Raw genomic sequence first — 22,690 nt, forward strand, 5'->3', positions numbered from 1 at the left:
AATGATGGCGGATACGATATCGATGCAGCAGGCACTGCAGCAGCTTGTAGGCGGCAAGGATTTGAACCGTGTGCAGTCCAGGCAGGTGATGGACCTGATTATGCAGGGGGAAGCAACTCCGGCGCAGATAGCTGGCGTCGTTACAGCACTCCGCATGAAGGGTGAGACGGAGGAGGAAATTACAGGCTTTGCAGAGGCAATGCGGGCTTGTTCAAACCGGGTGGAGACAGAGCAGGAAGGGCTGCTGGACACCTGCGGAACCGGTGGATCAGGGATTCACAAGTTTAACATTTCGACAGCTTCGGCGATCATCGCAGCGGCCGGCGGCGTCCGGGTCGCCAAGCACGGGAATCGTGCCATGTCCGGCAAAGCCGGGAGCGCGGATGTTCTGGAGGCGCTGGGCGTTCAGATCAATCTGACGTCCGAAGAAGCCGGGAGATGCCTGGATGACATTGGGATCTGCTTCATGTTCGCGCAGCTGTACCACCCGTCGCTGCGTCATGCCGCAGTTCCCCGCCGAGAGCTCGGTGTGCGGACCATCTTTAATATGCTGGGCCCGCTGACCAATCCAGCCGGGGCAGACCGTCAGCTGCTGGGTCTGTACGACCGTTCACGAACGGAGACGGTGGCAGCTGTGTTAGGCAGATTAGGTCTGAAGAGAGCGGTGGTCGTCAGCAGTCACGATGGTCTGGATGAAATCAGTATTTCGGATGCCACCCAAATCTCCGAGCTGCAGGGCGGCACCGTCAGAACCTATGACATTACGCCGGAAGAGCTTGGACTGCAGCGGCGTCCGATTGGTGAAGTGCTTGGTGGCGACGCCGCTGAGAATGCGGATATAATTAGAAGAATCTTCGCTGGTGAAGAGAGGTCAGCATACCGGGATATCGTGCTGGCTAATGCTGGCGCCTGCTTGTATGTCGGCGGCGTGGCGGATTCCCTGCAGGAGGGTGTGCAAGCAGCAGGTGAGCTGATTGACACAGGCAAAGCGCAGGGCAAGCTGACAGAATTGATTCTCAAGACAGGAGAGTTGACCCATGTTTCTGGATAAAATCGTAGCCGCGAAGCGGCATGAAGTACAAGTGCTGGCTGAAACTTTTTCCTTACCCGAGATTGAACGGAAGATCGCTGGTATGCCGGCATGCAAAGGCTTCGAGCAAGCGCTCAGAACGAGACGTAAACGCCCGATGGGACTGATTGCCGAGGTTAAGAAGGCATCGCCCTCCAAAGGGCTGATCCGGGAGGATTTCCACCCGGTGGAGCTGGCGAAGACGTATGAGGAAGCCGGAGCGGACTGTATCTCCGTGCTGACAGACGCCGATTTTTTTCAAGGCTCGAACGATTATTTGAGCGAGGTTCGCAAGCATGTGCAGGTTCCGCTGCTTCGCAAGGATTTTACCATTGACTACCGCCAAGTCTATGAAGCCAGAGCCATCGGTGCAGATGCGATTCTGCTGATTGCCGCCATTCTTACATCCAGCCAAGTGGACGAATATATGGATCTGGCCCGCTCTCTTGGTATGGACGTACTTGTTGAGGTCCATGACCGGAAGGAGCTGGAAACTATACTGGAGCTTGGCAAGGCGACCCTGATTGGCGTGAATAACCGGAATTTGAAGACGTTCGAAACCAATCTGGCCGTGACCGAAGCACTGGCGGACCTGATTCCTGCTAATGCTCTCCTGATTAGCGAAAGCGGAATTGGCGGACCGGCTGATATCGATTACCTGTCCGGTGCAGGCGCACAGGGCGTGCTGATCGGTGAGCATTTTATGCGTCAGCAAGATGTCGGGGAGGCCGTACATAAGCTGCTGGGCCCGGTGACTACGAAATGAGGACGCGCATCAAGATATGCGGCCTGATGGACAGCAGTATGATAAGACAGATGAACGGCCTTCCGGTTAACGAGATTGGTCTTGTATTTGCGAAGAGCAGGAGACAGGTCAGCGCGGAACAGGCAGTGGAGCTGGTAGCGGCAGCTGCAGACATTACAGGAGCAGAGAACAAGCGTCCGCGAACGGTTGGTGTCTTCGTTAATGCGGATACCGGCGAGCTGGACAGGCTGCTTCCGGCCGCTCCGCTGGATGTCGTTCAGCTGCATGGGCAGGAATCGCCCGAGCTGTGCCGAACCATTAAAGACAGGTTCGAGGTTGAAGTGTGGAAGGTATTTTCCGTCGCACCCCATGATGATAAGAACGCTGCTCTATTGAAGCTTGAGCCATATGCAGGCACGGTAGACGCGGTCCTGATTGATACAGCAGGCGGCGGAACAGGAGAAGCGTTCGATTGGACCGTAATTGACGGTTATAAGGAAGCTGCTGCTCAGATCGGTGTTCCGCTTTATGTAGCAGGCGGTCTGCACCCTGACAACATCGGTGAGCTGATTAAGAGCTACAGGCCGGATGGAGTGGATGTCTCGAGCGGAGTGGAAACAGATGGCGTGAAGGACTTTGCCAAAATAAAAGCTTTTGTGGAAAGGGTGGGTACAGCATGAATCAAGTTCCTGATCAGCAGGGGCGTTTCGGAAAGTTTGGCGGACGTTACGTGCCGGAAACCTTAATGAACGCACTCATTGAGCTGGAGGAGGCCTATCAGCATTATTCGAAGGATCCCGATTTTATCGCGGAAGTCCGTTATCTCCTGAATAAATATTCGGGCCGGCCAACCTCGCTTTATTATGCAGAACGGCTCACGAAGCATCTTGGCGGTGCCAAAATCTACTTGAAGCGGGAAGACTTGAATCATACCGGCGCGCACAAGATCAACAACACAATCGGCCAGGGCGTGCTTGCCAAACGGATGGGCAAAACCAAGATTATCGCCGAAACGGGTGCTGGACAGCACGGCGTGGCATCCGCTACGGTAGCGGCTCTGCTGGGCATGGAATGTAAGGTGTTCATGGGTGAAGAAGATACGAAGCGGCAGCAGCTGAATGTATTCCGCATGAACCTGCTAGGTGCAGAGGTAGTGCCTGTTACTTCGGGGACACGGACGCTGAAGGATGCCTGCAACGAAACGCTGCGGTACTGGGTGAGCCATGTCGATGATACCTACTATATACTTGGTTCGGTTACAGGACCGCATCCTTACCCGATGATGGTACGGGATTTTCAGCGTATTATCGGAGACGAGACAAGAGAGCAGATTGTGGAGGCGGAAGGCAAGCTTCCTGATTATGTGGTTGCGGCAGTAGGCGGCGGCAGCAATGCTATAGGAATCTTCTATCCGTTCGTTGGAGATGAATCGGTTCGTCTGCTGGGGGTAGAAGCCGCTGGCCGTGGCGTGGAGACGCTTGAGCATGCTGCAACGATGACCAAGGGCAAGCATGGTGTATTCCAGGGCTCGCTGAGCTACGTGCTGCAGGATGAATACGGACAGGTTCAGCCGGCTCACTCGATCTCTGCAGGTCTTGATTATCCGGGCATTGGCCCTGAGCATGCCTACCTGAAGGACACGGGGCGCGCCGAATATGTGCCGATCACAGACGCCGAGGCACTGGAGGCCCTGCAGCTGCTGTCGCGCACAGAGGGGATCATACCAGCGCTGGAATCGGCGCATGCGGTAGCCCAGACCATGAAGCTGGCACCAACGCTGAGCAGTGACAAGGTTGTGGTCATCAGCTTGTCAGGCCGTGGAGACAAGGATGTTGAATCCATTATGCATTATCTCGGAGGTGAACCCGGTGAATCGCATTGACCAGGTGTTCGGAGAACTGAGGGCGAGCGGTTCAACCGCGTTGATCCCTTTCATTACGATGGGCGATCCGGACATCCGGACCTCCGTCGATATTATCAAGACTCTGGTTCAGGCGGGCGCGGATATGATTGAGCTGGGTGTGCCGTATTCAGATCCGCTGGCCGACGGGCCGGTGATTCAGCGTGCATCAGAGAGGGCGCTCCGCCACCAGATTTCAATTGTGGACTGCATCCAGGTTGCTGAGGATGCCCGTAATGCGGGAGCCGATGTTCCGTTCATCTTGTTCACCTATTACAATCCGGTGCTTCAGCTGGGCCTAGACCGTTTCTTCGAGCTGATCACCAGCAAGGGCATTAGCGGACTTATCATTCCCGACCTTCCGATTGAAGAGGATGAGGAGATGCGCGGACTTGCCGAGCAGGCGGGAATTCACCTCATTCCGCTTGTGGCTCCTACCTCGCATGACAGGGTCAAGCGGATAGCTGCCAAAGCCAGGGGCTTTGTATATTGTGTTTCCTCACTCGGGGTAACCGGTGTCCGCTCAGATTTCCATGCGGGTATTGAAGAATTCCTGCAGTCAGTCCGGGAAGCGGCTTCTGTGCCGATCGCGGTGGGGTTCGGGATCTCCAGCAGGGAGCAGGTTCAGCGGTTTGAGGGTCAGGCTGACGGTGTCATTGTCGGCAGCGCTATTGTACGGAAGATTGAAGAAGTGCTGCCGCTGCTGGCTGATCCAGGCCGCAGGGAGGAAGGCCTGCAGCATATTCATGACTATGTAAGCGCGCTGAAAGGGTAAGACCCAAACGCAGTGAGAGAGCTCTGCCGCAGATGCGGCAGGGCTCTTTGGTTCTTGATGAATGGCAGGGGATGTGAGACAATGTTCATTAAATGCTAAACGAGTAAGTCTATTGGATAAATTGGATGAGGTGAACCACGTGCAGCCGAAAAGTAATATTGTACATCTGCCGGTCTATCAGCCGGGAAAACCGATTGAAGAGGTTAAGAGAGAGCTTGGCCTTACCGAAGTCATCAAGCTTGCGTCGAATGAGAATCCGTTCGGCTGCTCTGAGCATGCCAAGCAGGCCATTGTGGCGGAGCTCGATAATACCAGCCTGTACCCTGATGGCGGAGCGGTTGCCTTAACACAGACGCTTGCTGAGCATTTGGGCGTAAATAGCGATCAGCTGATCTTCGGTGCAGGATCGGACGAGGTAATTCTGATGATTGCCCGTGCATTCCTCGTGAAGGGCGACGAAACCGTGATGGCGGACGAAACCTTCCCGCAGTACAAGCATAATGCAGAGATCGAGCATGCCACGATTGTTGAAGTGCCGCTGAAGGACGGTAAGCATGACCTGCCGGCTATGCTGGCCAAAGTGAACGAGCGGACGAAGATCGTGTGGATCTGCAACCCGAATAATCCGACAGGCACCATCGTCACGCGCGAGGAGCTGGACGAATTCCTGTCCAAGGTTCCGCCGCATGTGCTGGTTATTCTGGATGAAGCATACTGTGAATACATTAATGATCCATCCTATCCTGATGGCGTCGATTATGTGAAGCAGTACAAGAATGTCATCGCTCTTCGGACCTTCTCCAAGATATACGGGCTGGCGTCCCTGCGAATTGGCTATGGGATCGGACATCCGGAGATCATTCGGTATGTCAATCAGGTGCGCGAGCCGTTCAATACGACCCGGTATGCCCAGGCAGCAGCTCGAGCCTCCATCCAGGACATGGCTTTCATTACCAGCTGCCGCGAGCGGAACGAAGAGGGACTGCAGTACCTGAAGGAGCAGTTTGGCCGACTGGGACTTTCCTATTTTAAGCCATATGGCAACTTTGTGATGGTGGATGTCAAGCAGCCGTCGCAGGCTGTATTCGACGGTCTGCTGCGCAGAGGCATTATAGCACGGGCCCGCTGGACGTATTACCCGACACATATTCGAATTACAGTCGGCAGCAGGGAACAGAACGAGAAATTCATCCAGGCACTGGAGCAGGTGCTGCGGGAACTGGCGGTGTAAAGCAGATATTATGACTAAAATTGCGATATTCGGTGTCGGCCTGATCGGCGGATCACTGGCACTTTGCTTTAAAGGCAAGCCTGGGCTGCACGTGGTTGGCCATTCGGTCCGCCCGGAATCAGTCCGCAAATATTTGGACAGGGGGGTCGTCGATGAGGCGACCACCCAGCTGGAGGAAGCGGCGGCGGATGCTGATTTTATTTTCCTGTGTGTACCGGTTGGAAGTCTTGAATCGTACATGGAAGCGATATGCGCTCTGCCGCTTAAGAAGGGGTGCATTATTACGGATGTGGGCAGCACGAAGGCAAGCGTAGCGAAGAGGGCTCAGACGATGGACCTGAACGGTGCTGTCTTTATCGGAGGACATCCGATGGCCGGGTCCGAGCGCTCGGGTGTTGAAGCGGCCAGCTCTCATCTGTTTGAGAATGCCTATTACGTCCTTACACCGGACAGCAGTGCACCCCAGGAGGCTGTTGACAGGCTGACGGAGCTTCTCCAGCATACGGGTGCGCATATCGTGCATGTGGAAGCGGGCGAGCATGATGAAATTGTCGGAGCAATCAGCCATCTGCCTCATATCATCGCTGTCGCGCTTGTCAACCAGGTGCGGGGATATAATGAGCACAATGATCTCTACCAGGCGCTTGCTGCCGGCGGTTTTCGAGATATTACCCGTATTGCCTCCAGTGATCCGGTCGTCTGGCGGGATATTCTGATTAATAACCGGACTGTTCTGCTGCAGCTCCTTAAGGAGTGGAGGGCGAATACGGAGCAGTTCATGCACATTCTGGAGGAAGGCAACGAATCGCTGATTGAAGAAGCGTTCCGTACAGCAGGGGAATTCCGCGAAGGACTTCCGGAGCGCCGCAAGGGCATGATCAGGGCTTTATACGAATGTTATATCGATGTGCCTGACCATCCCGGAATTATTGGCCGGATCGCGACCGAGCTTGGCAATCACCGTATTAATCTCAGCAACTTGCAAATTATTGAGAGCAGGGAAGATGTTCCGGGAACGCTTCGGTTATCGTTCCGCAAGCAGGAGGAGCTGGATAGGGCGGTCCGTTTACTTGAGTCGTTATCATTCAAAGTCCATTTTTAAAAAAAAATAGGCAAGAAATGAAAACGGATACTTGACATAATGAAAACGGATACATATAATAAAAGTACAGTATGGTTTCTCTCCACTCCTATCCAAATCATTCGCACTAGTCGTGCAGCCACCCGGTTAACGGGTGGTATTTTTTTTGGCGTATTTCTGGAGGACGATTGGACATCCCGGTAGGTTAGTATTACCATGGAGAGATAGGCTTCAGCAGCTTGCCGCCGTAGACGATTTGTGCGTGTTTTTAATGGTGTCGACAAATTCCGAGGTCAAAAGTTGGTAAATTTTAATTTATCCTTTTATATAAGGTGTGTTAGAATATTCTTATGCTTTGTAAAAAACTGGTGAACATCGAAATTTGTCGAAACAGGCAGGGATTTTGCTGATTGACTAGAAACTATAAGGAAGTATAACCATATTGTATCCTTTCATATGCTGTATAGATCTGCTAGAAGGCAAGCAAATGCTGGTTAACGGGCAAGACATTAATATTGCATTCGATATTATATTACGATTCAGCGAAACTTTTTACTCTCCGGTAGGTACAATGTGTATAACGTACTGGGGAGCCAACTCCGAAAGCCAAGGAGGGTCGCTTGCATGACCGACTCCCAGTTGATACGAGAAATCAAGGACGGCAACGTACAGCTATATTCGGAATTAATGCGGCGATACCAACGAAAGATAATGGCTTTCATACTGCATATGCTTAAGGGAGCAGGGCTTGAGCCGCTGGCTGAGGATCTCTGCTCTGAAACATTCTACAAGGCATATCGCAGTCTGCATTCCTTTCGGGAAGGAGACGCATCCTATTCCACATGGTTGTATACAATCGCAAGAAATACCGTGCTCAGCGAGCTCCGCAAGCAGAAAAGCGGAAACGTATCCCTTGACGAATCCGGTTATGTGCCTGTAGCACCAGCTGATACAGTGCCAGAACACCGTCTTCTGCAGAATGAGCGGATGGGACTAGTACGTAAAGCGATTAATAACCTCCCGGAGAAGCAGCGCTCTGCCCTGATCCTGCGAGAGTACGACCAGCTCGATTATCAGGAGATTGCCTCGATATTGGGCCAGACAGTAAGCTCGGTTAAGTCCTTGCTGTTCCGGGCCAGAGCCAGTGTCAAGACGCAGCTTGAGCCGTACTTTGGGGATTCGCCGGTCCTGGACGAATACGAGGGGATGAAGGCGCAATGAATTGCAGAGAAGCGGAAGAGCTGTTCGGAATAATATGGGATTTGCCGGAGGATGATCCGGAACGCCTGGCGTTCGAACAGCATTTAATAGAATGTGAAGGCTGCAGAGAGCAGTTCGCCATATGGGAAGAAAGCGAAGCCATGATCCGTGATTTGTCACTTGACATGCCGGAGAGCGCACCGATTGACCATGTTAATCGCGGCGTCATGGAACGCATCTATAAAGAGGAAAGCTGGCTGATGCCGGTAACGGAGCGTTCCTATCGCTTCACGCGTTCATTCCGCCGGAACGTAGCGGCTGCGATAGCCAGCTGTATGGCCATGTTTGTGAGTGGTCTGTTCTACTTCCTGTTTGGTTACTCCGGCGGCTCATCTTCTAATGAAGTCGTCAAGATGACGGGGCTTATCGAAACGGCAGACGCCAATAATCCTGGCGCTACGATTAGTCTGGATTACTATCAGGAAGTGCCGGTTGCAAGTATCAGTGATCCGCTGGTCCTTCAGGTTGTACCCAAAATCCCGGAATACTGGATTGCGTTATCCATACTGGGCATTATCATGACGCTCTTGTTTATGAATTGGCTGACGAGAACCAGAGCCTGACACACTTAAGACAAAGGAGCGGGTGTCTGTGAGGATTGGATTGATCCGTCATGGCAGAACGGAGTGGAATGCCTTGGGCAAGATTCAGGGACAGACCGATATTCCTCTTAACGAAGAGGGGATTCGCCAGGCAGAGGCCTTAGCCAGACGGCTGTCAGCAGAGGAAGGGCAGTGGGATGCGATTGTATCCAGTGATCTAAGGCGTGCCTTTGATACCGCAGCCATCATTGCCCGGACCCTTAATATTCCCCATCTCCCCCCAGATCCGCGTATCCGGGAACGGTCTTTCGGTGTGATCGAAGGGACGACTGAGGAAGAGCGTCTGTCACGGTGGGGAGCTGACTGGAGACAAGCGGATGCCGGACAGGAGAGCGACGAGTCTATCGTAAAGCGGGGAATGGCTTTCATCGACGACTGGAGAACCAGCCGGCCGGAAGCCCGTCTTCTTGTCGTATCCCATGGCAGTTTCCTTGCTCAATTGTTTCAGGCGATGTGCCGCCGCGCCAATAACGGATATCTGGTCAATATGTCGTACTCTGTATTGGAATATACGGATTCCTCGTGGCAGCCGTTACTGGAGAACTGCACGCTGCATCTTCAGGATCTGGCACAGAGAAGCTAGACACATTCGATTCGTATAAGTACGTAACAATAGATAGACTGCATCAGAAACTCATCCTGCTGCAGTCTATTTTTTGTGCGCCCATATGCTTATTCTCTTACTCTGGCTGATATAAAGGCATCCACTTCCTCTTTGGAAGGTTTAAAATTTCCCGAATTTCCCATAATGATAGTAAATCATGCGAAGCGGAGGCGGGAAAATGAACTTGGCAGAAATGCTGGGCTATGCGGACATTGCCCAACTGGCCCGGATTGCCGGTGTTTACCGCTGCGAGTGCAGCGGCCACTCAAAGCATGAATTGATTCAGGCTATCCTGGTAGCAGTAAGCGGGAAAGAGATGTTCGACAGTCAGCTTGAGGACATGCCTATCGAGGACCTTCGTTTTCTCAACTCCCTGCTGTTTGACTCCAGAGATGCCTTCAGTTTGGAGGATTTAATTGCCCGTGCCAGAAACTGCAGCTTTGGTACAGAGCAGCAGACGATGGGGGTTGACGCGCCCAGCATGGGCGAAACGCTTCCAGACAAGGTCCTGAGCAAGCAGACACCGGCAGGCAGGTCACCCTCTAAACGCTCAGCCAAGAAAGAGAAGCCGGCAGCACAGCCGGGTCCCCGAGATACCATTGCGAGATTTAAGCATCTGGGATGGCTGTTTAACGGCCACAGCGGGATGGATCGGTATCTGTTCCATGTACCAAGCGACATGAAGCAGCGCTTCAAGGAAGCGTTGGCAAGGCGGTACCGCAAAATGATTAAGGAATGTGAGGAACCCCATGTCTACCGGGATGAACAGACGCTTCTGGCGGATGATATGCTGCATCTGCTCCGCTATGTAGATCAGCAGGAAATTCCGCTGACAGTAGAAGGGGCCATGTACAAACGGCAGACGCAGCAGGTACTAGAGCTGCTGTCCGTTACAGAGGAGCTGCCTGCCAAGGGAGCGTGGCGGTTTGGTTATGGCCGCAGGTTTAAGGATTACCCGGACCGGTTGTCTCTGCTGTACGATTTTTGTTATTACGGCGGGCTGATCTCGGAGGCCGATATGCGATTAACGCTCACCATGGCGGGTAAAGAAAAACTAGAAGGTAAGCGCAGAGAAGAGCCATTGGAGTTTTATCGCTTCTGGCTTCGCCTGTATAAGGGAGCGGTGCCGAATCTGGCAGCAATCGTCCATTGGATTGATGAGCTGGCTGTGAAGTGGGTCGCAATTGACTCCCTGAAATCGGAACTGCTGCCGCTTATCAGACCCTTCTATTACGATTCGGCGGAAACGGTATTCAATCAGCGAGTAATCATGATGATGCTGCACTTAGGTTTGCTGCGTATAGGAGAAGATGAGCAAGGCAGTCAGGTTGTCCGGATGACGGCCGCGGGACAAGCGATTGTCCGGGGCGTTCATGTTTCGGAGCAGGAACACATTCGACTTGATTGACAAGGTGTAAGACGGTTGATAGAATCTCTCCAATATATGGAGAGGGGAAGTCCGTCATGATTATTCCTTACAGGGGAACAGCGCCTTCTATAGCCGAGCTGGTTTATGTGGCTGAAGGTGCCAAGTTAATTGGCGAAGTCAAGGTCGGGTCTGAAAGCTCGATATGGTTCAACGCGGTATTAAGGGGCGATATGGCCCCGATCGAAATCGGGAAACGTTGCAATATTCAGGATGGCGTGGTCGGCCACGTGAACACGGGTCAGCCGCTCATTCTGGAGGATGAAGTGTCGGTTGGACATGCAGCCATCATTCATGGCTGCCGCTTGGGTAGAGGCACATTAATCGGTATGGGGGCCATCGTACTAAACGGGGCAGACGTCGGTGAATATGCTTTAATAGGAGCGGGTTCAATCGTAACCGAAAACAAAACAATTCCTCCTTATACGCTTTCCTTGGGTTCGCCTGCCAGAGTCGTCAGAGAATTGAACGAGCACGATCTTCAGCGGATGAAAAGGACGATGGAAAGCTACGTGGCGAAAGGAAAGGAATACAGGATGGGATAAACACCGGTATGGGGGTGGATCCTATGGATAAGATGAAAGTCACGTATGAAGCAATGCTTGGATTGGCTGCGGAAATGGTACTGGATGAAGCCGTTCTTGATTTCCGTAGGAAACGGATATATGACGAAATTGATAGAGCGCTAGCGGACGGGGACGAGGCTGGATTTCAGAAGCTTACGGAAGAACTTAAGGCGTTGTGTAACTAACCGGCCTATTGAACCTTGCCCAGCATAAGCCCGTATCCGGCTGTAACAGACAGCCGAACGGGCTGTTTTTTTTGACGCGGATTAGCTTGTGCGAGGCCTCTATTTACCGTTTGCAGGATTCTGGCGTTGTGGTAACATGAGAGACATTGCATATAAGTTACATATGAAGGCAGGGGAAAGTATGAAATTCAGTGAGTTTGATCATACGCGCTGGGCGGAGCTTCAGTTGTACTTTGATACATGCGTTCTGCCCGTCACCGGAATGACAGGGGCTGAAACGCCGGCTGAAGCGACTGAGAAGCTGGAGAAACTGCGGGATCTGCTGGATCTGGTTGAAGTTCCTTTCAAGGGCAGGACGGTCACCTACCCAGCCCTGCATTATACGGGGGAAGGCAGCAGGCTTGAGGAAGCGGTTGCTTTTGCGGCGGGGAAAATGAAGAAAAACGGATTTAAACATGTGATCGTCGTCAGTCTCCCGGAGCTTGGTGCTGAAGTGCAGGATGTAGATTATGTGATTTACCCTTCTCAGGAAGGTGATTTTCCTCTCAGCGCAGAAGTTATGAATGCTGTACAGCAGTTGTGGAGAAAGCAAAACGAAAGTTGAAGACGGGCTTGTCAGTGCATATTCGCATCTTGCTATGGGGAAAATTAGGTAATGGGAGCTCAAATGTGACAAAATCGCAACAAATTAACGATTGTAAATGTGGAAAGTTTCAAATTATGTGACGGATTCTTGACGCTCCAAACCGCCTAGGCTATTATAAGTTATGTCTTGGTTCGTCATGGTTTTTGTCGTCCGGACAAGACCAGATATACGATTGGCAAAGGGGGTAGAACAGTAGATGAGCAAACACGATCAACGTGAACAAACACATAACACCGTGAAACGCAAAGAAATGTCCCGGCGTCAATTTTTGTCATATACGCTTGGTGGCGCAACCGCATTTATGGCGGGCGGCGCGGTATTGCCGATGATTCGTTTTGCGGTGGATCCTATTCTGACAAAGAAAAGTGAAGGTACGTATGTGAAGGTTGTGGAGGAGAGCAAGATCACAACCGAGCCTCAGGAATTTAAATTTCAAATTCATCAGGTAGATGGCTGGTATGAGAGTGACCCGCAGCTTTCAGCATGGATTTCCAAGGATGAATCAGGGGAGATATTCGCCCTGTCGCCTGTCTGCAAGCATTTGGGCTGCACCATTAGCTGGAACACTCAGAACAACAACCAGTACTTCTGTCCATGCCATGAAGCGCGCTATACGAAAGACGGCAAGAATCTTGCTGTCGCGCCGAATCCGCTGGATGAGTACGAAGTGGATGTGAAAGACGGTTTTGTGTACCTGGGACCTGTCAAAGGCAATACACGTGTGGAATAAGGAGGCGTAACAACAGATGTTTAAGACGGTATACAACTGGATTGACGAACGTCTGGATATCACGCCGATGTGGAGGGACGTTGCGGATCATGAAGTACCGGAGCACGTTAACCCGGCGCACCATTTCTCCGCATTCGTATATTGCTTCGGCGGGCTGACGTTTTTTATTACAGTCATTCAAATTCTGTCAGGTATGTTCCTGACCATGTATTACGTGCCGGATATTATTAACGCTTACGCGAGCGTTGACTATCTGCAGCATAAGGTCGCCTTTGGCGGTATCGTGCGCGGCATGCACCACTGGGGTGCCAGTCTCGTCATTGTCATGATGTTCCTACATACACTTCGGGTATTCTTCACCGGTTCCTACAAGGCGCCTCGTGAAATGAACTGGGTAGTAGGAATGCTGATTTTCTTCATTATGCTAGGACTTGGTTTCACCGGTTACCTGCTTCCGTGGGATAACAAAGCTTATTATGCCACTAAGGTAGGCATTCAGATTGCCGAATCCGTACCTTACCTGGGGCCATACATTCAAGAGCTGCTCCAGGGCGGTGAAGTAGTCGGCGCTCAGACGCTGACCCGATTCTTCGCGATTCATGTATTTTTCCTGCCGGGCGCGCTGCTGGCCATGCTGGGGGCTCACTTCCTCATGATCCGCAGACAAGGTATTTCCGGACCACTATAATAGAAGGGAGAGCTGCACCATGTCCGAAAGCTACAAAGCCAAGGAACGTGTGGTATATGTGGGCGACTCCCGGGTTCGCAAAGGGAACATGCCTAACGTGCCAGCAGATTACACGTCTTATCCAGGTAAATCGGAAGCATTCATTCCGAACTTCCTGCTGAAGGAATGGATGGTCGGCTGTGTCGTATTAGTCGGCTTCCTCGTTCTGACGATTACTCATCCGGCTCCGCTCGGTTATCCGGCTGACCCGACGAACGGCGCTTTTATACCGATGCCGGACTGGTACTTTCTGTTCATTTATCAGCTGCTGAAATATCCTTATCTCTCTGAGAACTACGTTGTTCTCGGTACGATCGGGATTCCAGGCATCGCATTCGGCGCGCTTCTGCTTGCGCCATTCCTGGACACGGGCAAGGAACGCCGTTTCTACCGCCGTCCAATTGCATCTTCACTGATGATTCTCTCACTCATCGCATGCGTATATCTGACGAAGGTATCCTGGGATCACTACACGCATGAGCTTGAGAAGACGAACACCATTCCGGAGCACATTGAGCGTGAAGAGAAGGCTCGTGAAGCGGCTATGGCTGGTCAGGAGCGTCCGAACTACACGAAGCAGCCTGAGCTTCCTGCAGTAGTAGATGCCGGTGATCCGGCAACGAGCATTATTCAGGCACAGTGTCTGTCCTGCCACGGAACCGAGTATGAAGGCAGAGGCAACATACCACCGCTTCGCGGTGTAGGCGACAAGTACTCGAAAGAGGAAATCGCCGAGATCGTGACGAACGGCCGAGGCGGTATGCCGGCATTTGGCGAAGGAAAAGGCGGCAATGTTGAACTGTCCGCTGAAGAGATCGACCAGGTATCCACCTGGCTTGCAAAGCAGAAGGCGGCAGCCGAATAATAGAGCTTACTTGTGAAGCCTGACCGTTACTTGTAACGGTCAGGTTTTTTATGTCACAATAATGGAATCGGGACAAGGTTAATCGTATACATAAGCAGTTTATTGATCAGAAAGAGGTGCTGACAGCTTGTCTATCTCCTGGCTTTGGAGCCGAGCGCTCCTGCTTAACCGCAGCTTCCTATGGCTGCTCTTCACCGTGAACGCCGCAGGAACGGTTTACGGTTATATGTGGTACGGGGACCAGCTGGCGGAGACGGCTGCAAACCATCCGCTGTGGCGGCTGGTGTTCGTGCCGGACAGCCCGACAGCGAGCCTGTTTTTTACATTGTCGCTCCTGTTCCTGCTCTATCCTCCAGGAAGGGATAACCGGCCGATGAACCTGCTCCGGTCCTTCGTGGAAGCCTTTGCTGTACTCACGCTCATTAAATATGGTGTATGGGCGGTAGGTATCAACTTTGCGCAGCAGGCGCAGGGCAGTCCGCTGGACTGGCAGAACTGGATGCTCATTGTTTCGCATGCAAGCATGGCTGTTGAAGGGCTGCTGTATGTCCGGTTCATGATCTTTGGCCGTACTGCGGCCTGCGTCATACTGGGCTGGCTGCTGCTTAATGATGCCGTCGATTACACGTACGATGTCTATCCATGGCTGCCGCGTGTGCTTGAACCATATGTGCCGACAGTTCGGAACCTTACCATTCTGTTATCGCTTATCAGCTTCTTCGTCAGTCTCCTGGCATTGTCTCTGGTGAAACGGGAGAGGAAGGTATAAAAGGGACGGCTTCCCCATAGGATGGTAGGGGAGGGGATGTCCATTGAAAATTCAGATGACCATGCTGCTGGTAGCAGCTCTATTAATAGGCTTTGGCCATGCGCAGGCTTCTCGGGCGGAAGCTCTTAAGCCGGAGACAGGAAGCAAGCTGGAACAGCTTGCCGTATTGGCGGATGGCTTCTATCAGGCGTCGATGGACAGCAACCGCCAGCTGGCTTACAGCTATTTGACGCGGCTGAAGCGTGTAATGGCAGATGCTGAGCTGCGGCAGATCGGCAACAGGGAAGGCTGGTTCGCGGTTGACGATCGAATGGTTCAAGCGGAATCTTCCGTGCGGAATGGCCGTACGGCTTATAACTGGAGGGAAGATGCGGCACAGCTTCGTCTTGCGATCGATGCATTGGCCAAGGAGCAACAATCCTTATGGATGCAGTACGAGCAGCTGCTGCGGGATGATCTGGCAAGGCTAAAGCAGGCGTGGCAGCGGGGAGGAAAAGATGGAGCCCTGGCAGCCTCCGCTGCCTTGTCGCAGCTTAAGCAGCATGCTGAGCGGCTGGAGGCGGCGGCTTATGTGGCACGCGGTGCAGAGCCGGTTAACCTGCTCAAAGACCGCATCAGCTATACAGACAAGCTGATCCGGTCGGCCGAGCACGGGAATGTGAAGCAAAGCTGGGTGGACCAGTCGCTGGTCATGCTCACCGATGCCGTTGACCAGCTGTTCGAGAACGGAGAGCAGGCTGTTGATGTGCCCGTGGCGGGCAGTCCGGCATGGCAGTGGATGTTTACGATCAGCCTGATTATACTCGCTGCCTTGTTCTATACCGGACTCCAGAAATACCGCTTCGACCGACATGGCATAACACCGGCCAAACGGGGCTGATCATTGTTCTCTCTTATGATTCCTTAAAGCCCTCACCAATGACATCATGGACTTCGCCAACGACGATGAAGGCCTTGGGATCGATCGACTGGGCGATCAGCTTAAGCCGCCGGATCTCCTGCCTGCCGACCACGCAGTATACCATCTGCTTGTCCTGTCCGGAGAAGGCGCCGATGGCCGGAACAATGGTTACACCGCGGTCAAGCTGACTGGTAATGACCGCGGCCATCTCGTGGCCCTGCGCAGTGATAATGGAGAAGGACTTGGCGGCATACGCGCCTTCCTGGATGAAATCGATGACCTTGGCAGCGATAAACACCACTACAAGCGTGTACAACACCCTCTCCTTCGGGATAAAGATTAGGGACAGTCCGATGATAACCGCGTCCATGGCAAGGATAACCTGTCCCATGCTCCATCCGCGGCCTCTTGAAGCGATACGGGCCAAAATATCCGCTCCGCCTGTCGTCGCGCCGAAGCGGAATACAAGGCCAAGGCCTGCCCCAAGCGTCACACCGGCGTATAGTCCGGCAAGCAGAAGGTCGCGGTCTGTCCGGAACGGGTCAATGATCCCGCGGTGCATAAGCAGCTCAATCAGCCATAAGAAGAAGGTTAGCGACAAGGTGCCGTAGATGGTCATGAACATCTGGCTTCCTCCCAGCTTTCGCCAGCCGACGACGAACAGAGGAATGTTGAGCAGCAGTGTTGAGATGAACAGGGGCAGACCGAATGCATAATTCAGCAAAATGCTGATGCCGGTAACGCCGCCCTCCATAAACTGGTTGGGCAGGACGAAATAATGCAGCCCGAAAGCATAGATGGCTGTTCCGGCCGAAACCGCAACAAGCACGCGGAGCTTGATTCCCCGCAGAAACGTAAGCATAATGTACCCTCCATTGATAGCAGCAGTGACTGATTTATTCTTCCATTATACAATATACATTATCACATGCTGATCCTGGTATGTGATATTTGTTTATCAGGCAGACATGCGTGGACCGGAAGTCTCTGCACTCTTCGGACAGGCATTGTTTTCAGCTGTTCTTTGCGATAACATAATAAGAGAAAACTGCTGGCTGGAGGGAACAGGAACTTGTCTGATAAATCATTAGCTTCCATTCAGAAGGAAGTCGATCAATACATAGGTCAGTTTAAAGAAGGTTATTTCAGCCCGCTGGCGCTTATGGCCCGTTTAAGCGAGGAAGTGGGAGAGCTTGCGCGGGAAGTCAATCACCAGTTCGGTCCGAAGCCGAAGAAGCCGGATGAAGCCGATAACTCCATTGAGATGGAGCTTGGTGATATTCTCTTCATATTATCCTGCTTTGCGAATTCTCTCGGAATCAGCCTGACAGAAGCACATGATAAAGTAATGAACAAATTCAATACCCGTGATGCCGGCCGCTGGACCCGCAAAGAGACCGAACAGTAAGCGCCGTTTGTACATATGCTGTAATTAAAGCTGTGTACAAGGAGGCTGGGCGAATGGATGGGGGACAATGCGTGAAGAAGGCTTACGAGAGTATCCTTCATGGCGACTATGAGCTTGCCGAGATTTGGTTCGAGCAGGCCGTCGCCGCACAGCCTGTCAATCCTGAATACCACCACAAGTGTTCCATTACATGCCTGCGCAACGGCAAGCTGGACAAAGCGCTTCGTTATGCCGAGGAGGCCCTGCGGCTTGATCCGGATAACGGCGAATGGCGGTTTCATTTGAACACGGTCCGTGCGCAGATGCTGCTTAAAGAATCTGCTGCAATTCTGGCGGCTGACCTGCCCGATTACGGGATTGCGATAGCCCGTCTGCGGGAGGCAACCGAGCTTGATCCGCTGCTTGACGAGGGTTATCTGATGCTTGCGGCGGCTTATGGCACGCTGCGTATGTATGAGGAAGCAACACGGAGCGCCAAAGAAGCGTTGAAGCTTAATCCGCAGCATGCGGTTGCAAGGCGGCTGTTCGCCGATTACAACAGGCGACGTCGCCAGGCCCGCGAGCGGCATAAACAGACTGGACAATAAGCACCGTATCTGTTGATTAAGCCATATTTCTGTAAGGATACGGTTGACAAGGAGATGCACGATGAGCGAACCAATTAAAGTAGCAGTTGCAGGAGCTGGCGGACGAATGGGCCGCGAAGTGGTGAAGATGGTGCTGCAGGACGACAAGCTCGTCCTTGCGGCAGCAGTGGACCGTTCGGCGGAACTGATGGATGCCGGCCTGTTGGTCGGCCTTCCCGCCTGCGGCGTTTCGATTACCCGTGTTTTGGAAGAAGCACTTCAGAATTCAGGTGCAGATGTACTGGTTGATTTTACGATACCGGCCTTTGCATACAGCAATACGCTGGCCGCCATTACACATGGCGTACGTCCGGTTGTCGGCACAACAGGCTTTACACCCGAGCAGATCAAGGAGCTGGACGAGCTGTGCCAGAGCCGGGGTATTGGCGGTCTTATAGCACCGAATTTCTCGATCGGTGCCATATTAATGATGAAATTTGCAGCTGAAGCGGCTAAATATTTCCCGCATCTTGAGATAATCGAATATCACGGCGACCAGAAGCTTGATGCGCCATCCGGTACCTCGATCAAGACGGCAGAGCTGATTTCCGAGGCAAGACGCGAATTGAAGCAGGGCAACCCCAACGAAGAGGAGACCATTGAAGGTGCGCGCGGCGGCTATTACGACGGCTTCCGCATTCACAGCGTACGCCTGCCGGGCGTATTTGCTCAGCAGGAAGTCATTTTCGGGGCTTTCGGCCAGTCGCTAAAGATCCGACATGACTCCTATGACCGGGCAGGCTACATGCCGGGTGTGAATGTGGCTGTCAACAAAGTCATGAATTACACAGGGCTTGTATACGGTTTTGAACATCTAATGGATTAACAGTCGAGCGGCTTAAAGCCGGAGGGAGAGAGTTTGGTATGAGTCAACAGATGAATATTGCTTTTATCGCACATGACCGCAAAAAAGATGAAATGGTAAACTTCGTAATTGCTTATGAGCAGGTGTTCAAGGATCATATGCTGTATTCCACGGGCACGACAGGCAAACGGATCATGGAGCAGACAGAGCTGCAGGTTCAGCGCTTTATGTCCGGGCCGCTCGGCGGTGACCAGCAAATCGGCGCACTGGTTGCCAAAGACGAGATGGATCTCATCATCTTCCTCCGTGACCCGCTAATGGCACAGCCGCATGAACCTGATATTACGGCCTTGCTGAGATTGTGTGATGTACAAGGCATACCTGTTGCGACGAATGTAGCAACCGCTGAACTGCTGACGAATGCTCTCGCACGGGGTGAATTCGGCTGGCGGGAGCTGGTTCACAAATATAAGCCAGGGGAATGGCAGGCATGAGCAGTCTGGATATCCTCGCCTTCGGTGCCCACCCGGACGATGTGGAGATCGGCATGGGCGGCACGATTGCCAAGCATGTACAGGCAGGCTTGAGAGTAGGCATATGTGATCTGACTAGAGCCGAGATGTCATCCAACGGAACGGTCGAACAGAGGAGGCAGGAGGCCGACGAGGCATCGAAGGTGCTGGGCTTAGCGCACCGCTCCTGTCTCGCATTGCCAGACAGGGGGCTTACCGGATCGGAGGAGCAGATAGCAGCCATTGTGAAGGAAATCAGGCTCCATCGCCCCCGGCTGGTGTTCGCGCCTTACTGGGAGGACCGGCATCCTGACCATAACAGCTGCAGCCATATTATTGAGGAGGCCGTTTTCAACAGCAAGCTGAGGCGCTATATGCCTGAGCTGCCGCCGGTTCAAGTTGATCAGCTTTTCTTCTATTATATTAACGATATGCACGATGTAAGGTTGACCATCGATATCAGCGGCTGTTATGAGCTGAAGATTAAGGCGCTGCAGTGCTACCGTTCCCAATTTGAACCTGCCCGAGAAGGGGAGGACAAGGTGGCAACACCGCTAAACCAGCGGTATATCGAACGGGTGGAAGCGAGAGACCAGCTGCTCGGAAGCCAGCGCCAGCTCGCTTATGCAGAAGGCTTTACAATGAAGCAGCCGCATCTGGTTGACTACCTGTAATCATATTAATACAAGCAATACATAGCGTAAAAACATAGCGTAAAATAATCCGCTGTCTCATAACTATAGGTTAACAATAACGAAGCATCGGGGGTGCGGCAATGGCAAGACCGCTGAAGATTGGCATCACCTGTTATCCGACGCTGGGCGGCTCAGGTGTCGTCGCTACAGAGCTCGGAAAGCTGCTGGCTGAGAAAGGCCACGAGATTCATTTTATTACACACAGCATCCCCTTCAGGCTAGGCAAGTTCCAGAGGAATATTTACTATCATGAAGTAGAGATCAGTGACTATTATGTATTCCGCTATCCGCCTTACGATTTATCGCTTGCCAGTAAAATGGCGCAGGTGGCCAAGATGCAGAAGCTGGATCTGCTGCATGTGCATTATGCGGTCCCGCATGCAATCTGTGCTTATCTCGCCAAGCAGATGGCTGAACAGAGCGGGCTGAAGACGGTTACGACGCTTCACGGCACAGACATTACCGTGTTAGCCCAGGATGAATCGCTGAAGGATCTTATCCGGCTGGCTATCCACCAGAGCGATGCGGTCACCGCGGTTTCTCAGGACCTGATTCGTGAAACTAGGGAGCTTCTTGACATCTCGGATCCTATTGATCTGACTTATAACTTTGTCGACAAAAGGGTCTATTACCCCCGGGAGTGCAGCTCGCTGCGCAGCGAGTTTGTTGACGGGGATGAGAAAATTCTGATGCATATTTCGAACTTCCGGCCTGTTAAGCGTGTTGGGGATGTTGTCGATATATTCGCGAAGGTGAGCGAGCGGCTCCCAGCTAAGCTACTCCTTGTCGGAGAGGGTCCGGACTTATCCCGTATTCAATGGAAGATCCAGTCGATGGGACTGCAGGACAAGGTTCATTTTCTTGGCAAGCAGGATGATGTGGCACAGGTGATTTCGATTGCAGATGTTATGCTGCTGCCATCGGAGAAGGAAAGCTTCGGACTTGTCGCACTGGAGGCAATGGCCTGCGGCGTGCCTACCATCGGCTCGGTGGCAGGCGGTATACCTGAGCTGGTAGCTCACGGGGAGACAGGATATTTGGCGCCGATCGGAGATACGGACCGAATGGCTGATTATGCGGTCAGTCTGCTCCAAGATTCGGAACGTTATGCTAAATTCCGTAAAGCCTGCCTGAACAGAGCCAGAAGCGAATTTTGCAATGACCGGATTACAGCAGAGTATGAACGGATTTATTACCGTGTTATGGGGATTGATTCCGAGATTACCCTCCCCGTCTGCGAATAACACTGTATCTAACCACTAAGGGGCAGGTTGCTGATGAGGATGGAACTGGATAAGCGGATGGCCGAGGCTGTTCCTGTCTTGAGACGGCTGGGTGACGCTGGTTATGAAGCCTACTTCGTTGGCGGCTGCGTCAGAGATCTCCTGATGGGACGGAAGCTGTCCGACGTGGATATTGCCACTTCAGCGCAGCCGGAAGCGGTAATGGAGCTGTTCCCCCGCTGCGTGCCAACCGGTCTGCGCCATGGAACTGTCACGGTCCTGGAAGGAGACAGAACCTATGAAGTCACGACCTTCCGGGAAGAGTCGGAGTACGAGCAGCATCGCAGACCACAGGCCGTCCGCTTCATACAGGACCTGGAAGGCGATCTGCTGCGCCGGGACTTTACCATCAATGCGATGGCTATGGACGTGACTGGAGAGGTCAAGGATCCGTTCGGGGGATTGTCTGACTTAGAGCGCAGGACTTTGCGCTGTGTCGGGGACCCGGATGCGAGACTGCAAGAGGATGCACTGCGGATGCTGCGGGGCATCCGTTTTGCTTCTGTGTTCGGTTACAGCATCGGTGACTCCACCTGGAAGGCAATGCTTAGACATCGTGAGCTGCTGTCCTATATCGCCATGGAGCGGGTGGGGAGTGAGCTGGACAAGATGATGAACGGCTCCTCACCAGCGGCAGGGCTTACCCTGCTGGGCAGCAGCGGTCTATGGCAGCACTTCAAGCAGGTGCCGCCTGTCGGCCGCAGCATATGCGCAGCAGAAACGCCTGGCGACTGGCCTGCTGGACCGTGGCCGGCTGATCTCGACCTGCGATGGGCGTACGTTTGGATCAGCCTTTCGGCGGATCATGAAGCGCTGAAGAAGTGGCTGCTTCATTTTAACTTTGGCAGGCAGAGAATTGACCGTATTGCAGCACTGGTCCATATGAATGGAATGGCGGTTGAGTCGTGTCAGAGTGAGGCTGCCGGAGATTCAGTTGCGGCTGTCTATGACCAGTGGATTGATCTCGTATTACGGTTTGGCAGACATACGGCGATGGATTGGCTTGAGCTGAAGCGTGAAACGAAGGAAGGTCTGCCGCCTGTCATGTCTGTTGAGCAGCTTAGTGAGCTGAGGAGGAAGACGGAAGCGATAACTGTTCTTTCTCCGGCTGACCTGGCAATCGGCGGGGATGATGTGAAGGCTATAACGGACAAGCCGGCAGGGCCCTGGATCAGAGAGCTGCTGGGCGAGCTGGTACGGTCCTGTGCACACGGCCGCATCCCGAACAGCAGGGATGCGCTTCTGTCGGAAGCGGCAATACGGCTAGAGAAGGAGTAAA

Annotated in this window: 27 protein-coding genes; 26 read left to right on the forward strand and 1 reads right to left on the reverse strand. The window is 52.8% G+C overall.

The window, feature by feature from the left end:
- Position 1: 1 nt before the first annotated feature.
- The 19 genes from trpD (at position 2) to DNH61_RS23335 (ending at position 16,061) form a co-directional block, all read left to right on the forward strand.
- Complete coding sequence (trpD, locus tag DNH61_RS23245; RefSeq protein ID WP_111149207.1) at positions 2–1,051, forward strand: anthranilate phosphoribosyltransferase; 1,050 nt, start codon at positions 2–4, stop codon at positions 1,049–1,051.
- Positions 1,038–1,835, forward strand: coding sequence for an indole-3-glycerol phosphate synthase TrpC (gene trpC, locus DNH61_RS23250; protein WP_111149208.1), 798 nt, complete (start codon positions 1,038–1,040; stop codon positions 1,833–1,835). The genes trpD and trpC overlap by 14 nt, the downstream gene beginning before the upstream one ends.
- Positions 1,832–2,494: a phosphoribosylanthranilate isomerase gene (locus DNH61_RS23255; protein ID WP_111149209.1), complete on the forward strand. Its 663-nt coding sequence runs from the start codon at positions 1,832–1,834 to the stop codon at positions 2,492–2,494. The genes trpC and DNH61_RS23255 overlap by 4 nt, the downstream gene beginning before the upstream one ends.
- Complete coding sequence (trpB, locus tag DNH61_RS23260; RefSeq protein ID WP_111149210.1) at positions 2,491–3,696, forward strand: tryptophan synthase subunit beta; 1,206 nt, start codon at positions 2,491–2,493, stop codon at positions 3,694–3,696. The genes DNH61_RS23255 and trpB overlap by 4 nt, the downstream gene beginning before the upstream one ends.
- A complete protein-coding gene (trpA, locus tag DNH61_RS23265) occupies positions 3,683–4,489 on the forward strand; it encodes a tryptophan synthase subunit alpha (RefSeq protein WP_181438837.1) in 807 nt (268 codons plus the stop codon). The genes trpB and trpA overlap by 14 nt, the downstream gene beginning before the upstream one ends.
- 139 nt (positions 4,490–4,628) lie before the next feature.
- Positions 4,629–5,720, forward strand: a complete 1,092-nt coding sequence (gene hisC / locus DNH61_RS23270; RefSeq protein WP_111149212.1) for a histidinol-phosphate transaminase — start codon at positions 4,629–4,631, stop codon at positions 5,718–5,720.
- Positions 5,721–5,730: 10 nt separating this feature from the next.
- The gene (locus DNH61_RS23275; RefSeq protein ID WP_111149213.1) at positions 5,731–6,822 is read left to right on the forward strand and encodes a prephenate dehydrogenase; all 1,092 of its coding nucleotides are present in this window, start codon (positions 5,731–5,733) and stop codon (positions 6,820–6,822) included.
- A 603-nt stretch (positions 6,823–7,425) separates the two neighbouring features.
- On the forward strand, positions 7,426–8,022 hold the full coding sequence (locus tag DNH61_RS23280; protein WP_111149214.1) for an RNA polymerase sigma factor: 597 nt from the start codon (positions 7,426–7,428) through the stop codon (positions 8,020–8,022).
- Positions 8,019–8,624, forward strand: coding sequence for an anti-sigma factor family protein (locus DNH61_RS23285; RefSeq protein ID WP_111149215.1), 606 nt, complete (start codon positions 8,019–8,021; stop codon positions 8,622–8,624). Before DNH61_RS23280 ends, DNH61_RS23285 begins: the two co-directional genes overlap by 4 nt.
- 28 nt (positions 8,625–8,652) lie before the next feature.
- Positions 8,653–9,246, forward strand: coding sequence for a histidine phosphatase family protein (locus tag DNH61_RS23290; protein WP_181438838.1), 594 nt, complete (start codon positions 8,653–8,655; stop codon positions 9,244–9,246).
- A 199-nt stretch (positions 9,247–9,445) separates the two neighbouring features.
- Positions 9,446–10,675 (forward strand): hypothetical protein, encoded by a 1,230-nt coding sequence (locus tag DNH61_RS23295; RefSeq protein ID WP_111149217.1) that lies wholly within the window; start codon positions 9,446–9,448, stop codon positions 10,673–10,675.
- Between the two features lie 56 nt (positions 10,676–10,731).
- The gene (locus tag DNH61_RS23300; protein WP_111149218.1) at positions 10,732–11,238 is read left to right on the forward strand and encodes a gamma carbonic anhydrase family protein; all 507 of its coding nucleotides are present in this window, start codon (positions 10,732–10,734) and stop codon (positions 11,236–11,238) included.
- Positions 11,239–11,261: 23 nt separating this feature from the next.
- Positions 11,262–11,444 carry an IDEAL domain-containing protein gene (locus DNH61_RS23305; protein WP_111149219.1) on the forward strand — a complete coding sequence of 61 codons (183 nt, stop codon included), beginning with the start codon at positions 11,262–11,264 and terminating at the stop codon, positions 11,442–11,444.
- A gap of 181 nt (positions 11,445–11,625) precedes the next feature.
- Positions 11,626–12,048, forward strand: a complete 423-nt coding sequence (locus DNH61_RS23310; RefSeq protein ID WP_111149220.1) for a DUF2487 family protein — start codon at positions 11,626–11,628, stop codon at positions 12,046–12,048.
- A gap of 238 nt (positions 12,049–12,286) precedes the next feature.
- Positions 12,287–12,820, forward strand: a complete 534-nt coding sequence (locus tag DNH61_RS23315) for a Rieske (2Fe-2S) protein (protein ID WP_111149221.1) — start codon at positions 12,287–12,289, stop codon at positions 12,818–12,820.
- Between the two features lie 16 nt (positions 12,821–12,836).
- Positions 12,837–13,508: a menaquinol-cytochrome c reductase cytochrome b subunit gene (qcrB, locus tag DNH61_RS23320; RefSeq protein ID WP_111149222.1), complete on the forward strand. Its 672-nt coding sequence runs from the start codon at positions 12,837–12,839 to the stop codon at positions 13,506–13,508.
- A gap of 19 nt (positions 13,509–13,527) precedes the next feature.
- Positions 13,528–14,412: a menaquinol-cytochrome c reductase cytochrome b/c subunit gene (locus DNH61_RS23325; protein ID WP_111149223.1), complete on the forward strand. Its 885-nt coding sequence runs from the start codon at positions 13,528–13,530 to the stop codon at positions 14,410–14,412.
- A 127-nt stretch (positions 14,413–14,539) separates the two neighbouring features.
- Complete coding sequence (locus DNH61_RS23330; RefSeq protein WP_111149224.1) at positions 14,540–15,181, forward strand: DUF1405 domain-containing protein; 642 nt, start codon at positions 14,540–14,542, stop codon at positions 15,179–15,181.
- Positions 15,182–15,224: 43 nt separating this feature from the next.
- Positions 15,225–16,061: a sporulation protein YpjB gene (locus DNH61_RS23335; protein ID WP_111149225.1), complete on the forward strand. Its 837-nt coding sequence runs from the start codon at positions 15,225–15,227 to the stop codon at positions 16,059–16,061.
- Between the two features lie 13 nt (positions 16,062–16,074).
- Here DNH61_RS23335 and DNH61_RS23340 read toward each other — a convergent pair whose 3' ends face one another.
- Positions 16,075–16,944: a YitT family protein gene (locus tag DNH61_RS23340; protein ID WP_111149226.1), complete on the reverse strand. Its 870-nt coding sequence runs from the start codon at positions 16,942–16,944 to the stop codon at positions 16,075–16,077.
- A gap of 210 nt (positions 16,945–17,154) precedes the next feature.
- Here DNH61_RS23340 and DNH61_RS23345 point away from each other — a divergent pair, with 210 nt between their 5' ends.
- The 7 genes from DNH61_RS23345 to DNH61_RS23375 all read left to right on the forward strand — a co-directional run bounded on the left by DNH61_RS23345 (position 17,155) and on the right by DNH61_RS23375 (position 22,689).
- On the forward strand, positions 17,155–17,490 hold the full coding sequence (locus DNH61_RS23345) for a nucleotide pyrophosphohydrolase (RefSeq protein ID WP_111149227.1): 336 nt from the start codon (positions 17,155–17,157) through the stop codon (positions 17,488–17,490).
- A 53-nt stretch (positions 17,491–17,543) separates the two neighbouring features.
- A complete protein-coding gene (locus DNH61_RS23350; RefSeq protein WP_111149228.1) occupies positions 17,544–18,077 on the forward strand; it encodes a tetratricopeptide repeat protein in 534 nt (177 codons plus the stop codon).
- 61 nt (positions 18,078–18,138) lie between these two features.
- Positions 18,139–18,942 carry a 4-hydroxy-tetrahydrodipicolinate reductase gene (gene dapB, locus DNH61_RS23355; protein ID WP_111149229.1) on the forward strand — a complete coding sequence of 268 codons (804 nt, stop codon included), beginning with the start codon at positions 18,139–18,141 and terminating at the stop codon, positions 18,940–18,942.
- Positions 18,943–18,992: 50 nt separating this feature from the next.
- The gene (locus DNH61_RS23360; RefSeq protein WP_111149419.1) at positions 18,993–19,415 is read left to right on the forward strand and encodes a methylglyoxal synthase; all 423 of its coding nucleotides are present in this window, start codon (positions 18,993–18,995) and stop codon (positions 19,413–19,415) included.
- Positions 19,412–20,107 (forward strand): bacillithiol biosynthesis deacetylase BshB1, encoded by a 696-nt coding sequence (gene bshB1 / locus DNH61_RS23365; protein ID WP_111149230.1) that lies wholly within the window; start codon positions 19,412–19,414, stop codon positions 20,105–20,107. The genes DNH61_RS23360 and bshB1 overlap by 4 nt, the downstream gene beginning before the upstream one ends.
- A 101-nt stretch (positions 20,108–20,208) precedes the next feature.
- Positions 20,209–21,372 carry an N-acetyl-alpha-D-glucosaminyl L-malate synthase BshA gene (bshA, locus tag DNH61_RS23370; protein ID WP_111149231.1) on the forward strand — a complete coding sequence of 388 codons (1,164 nt, stop codon included), beginning with the start codon at positions 20,209–20,211 and terminating at the stop codon, positions 21,370–21,372.
- 33 nt (positions 21,373–21,405) lie between these two features.
- Positions 21,406–22,689 (forward strand): CCA tRNA nucleotidyltransferase, encoded by a 1,284-nt coding sequence (locus DNH61_RS23375; RefSeq protein ID WP_111149232.1) that lies wholly within the window; start codon positions 21,406–21,408, stop codon positions 22,687–22,689.
- The last annotated feature ends 1 nt before the right edge of the window (position 22,690 follow it).

This window comes from Paenibacillus sambharensis (assembly GCF_003233845.1).
Classification (GTDB): domain Bacteria; phylum Bacillota; class Bacilli; order Paenibacillales; family Paenibacillaceae; genus Paenibacillus_I; species Paenibacillus_I sambharensis.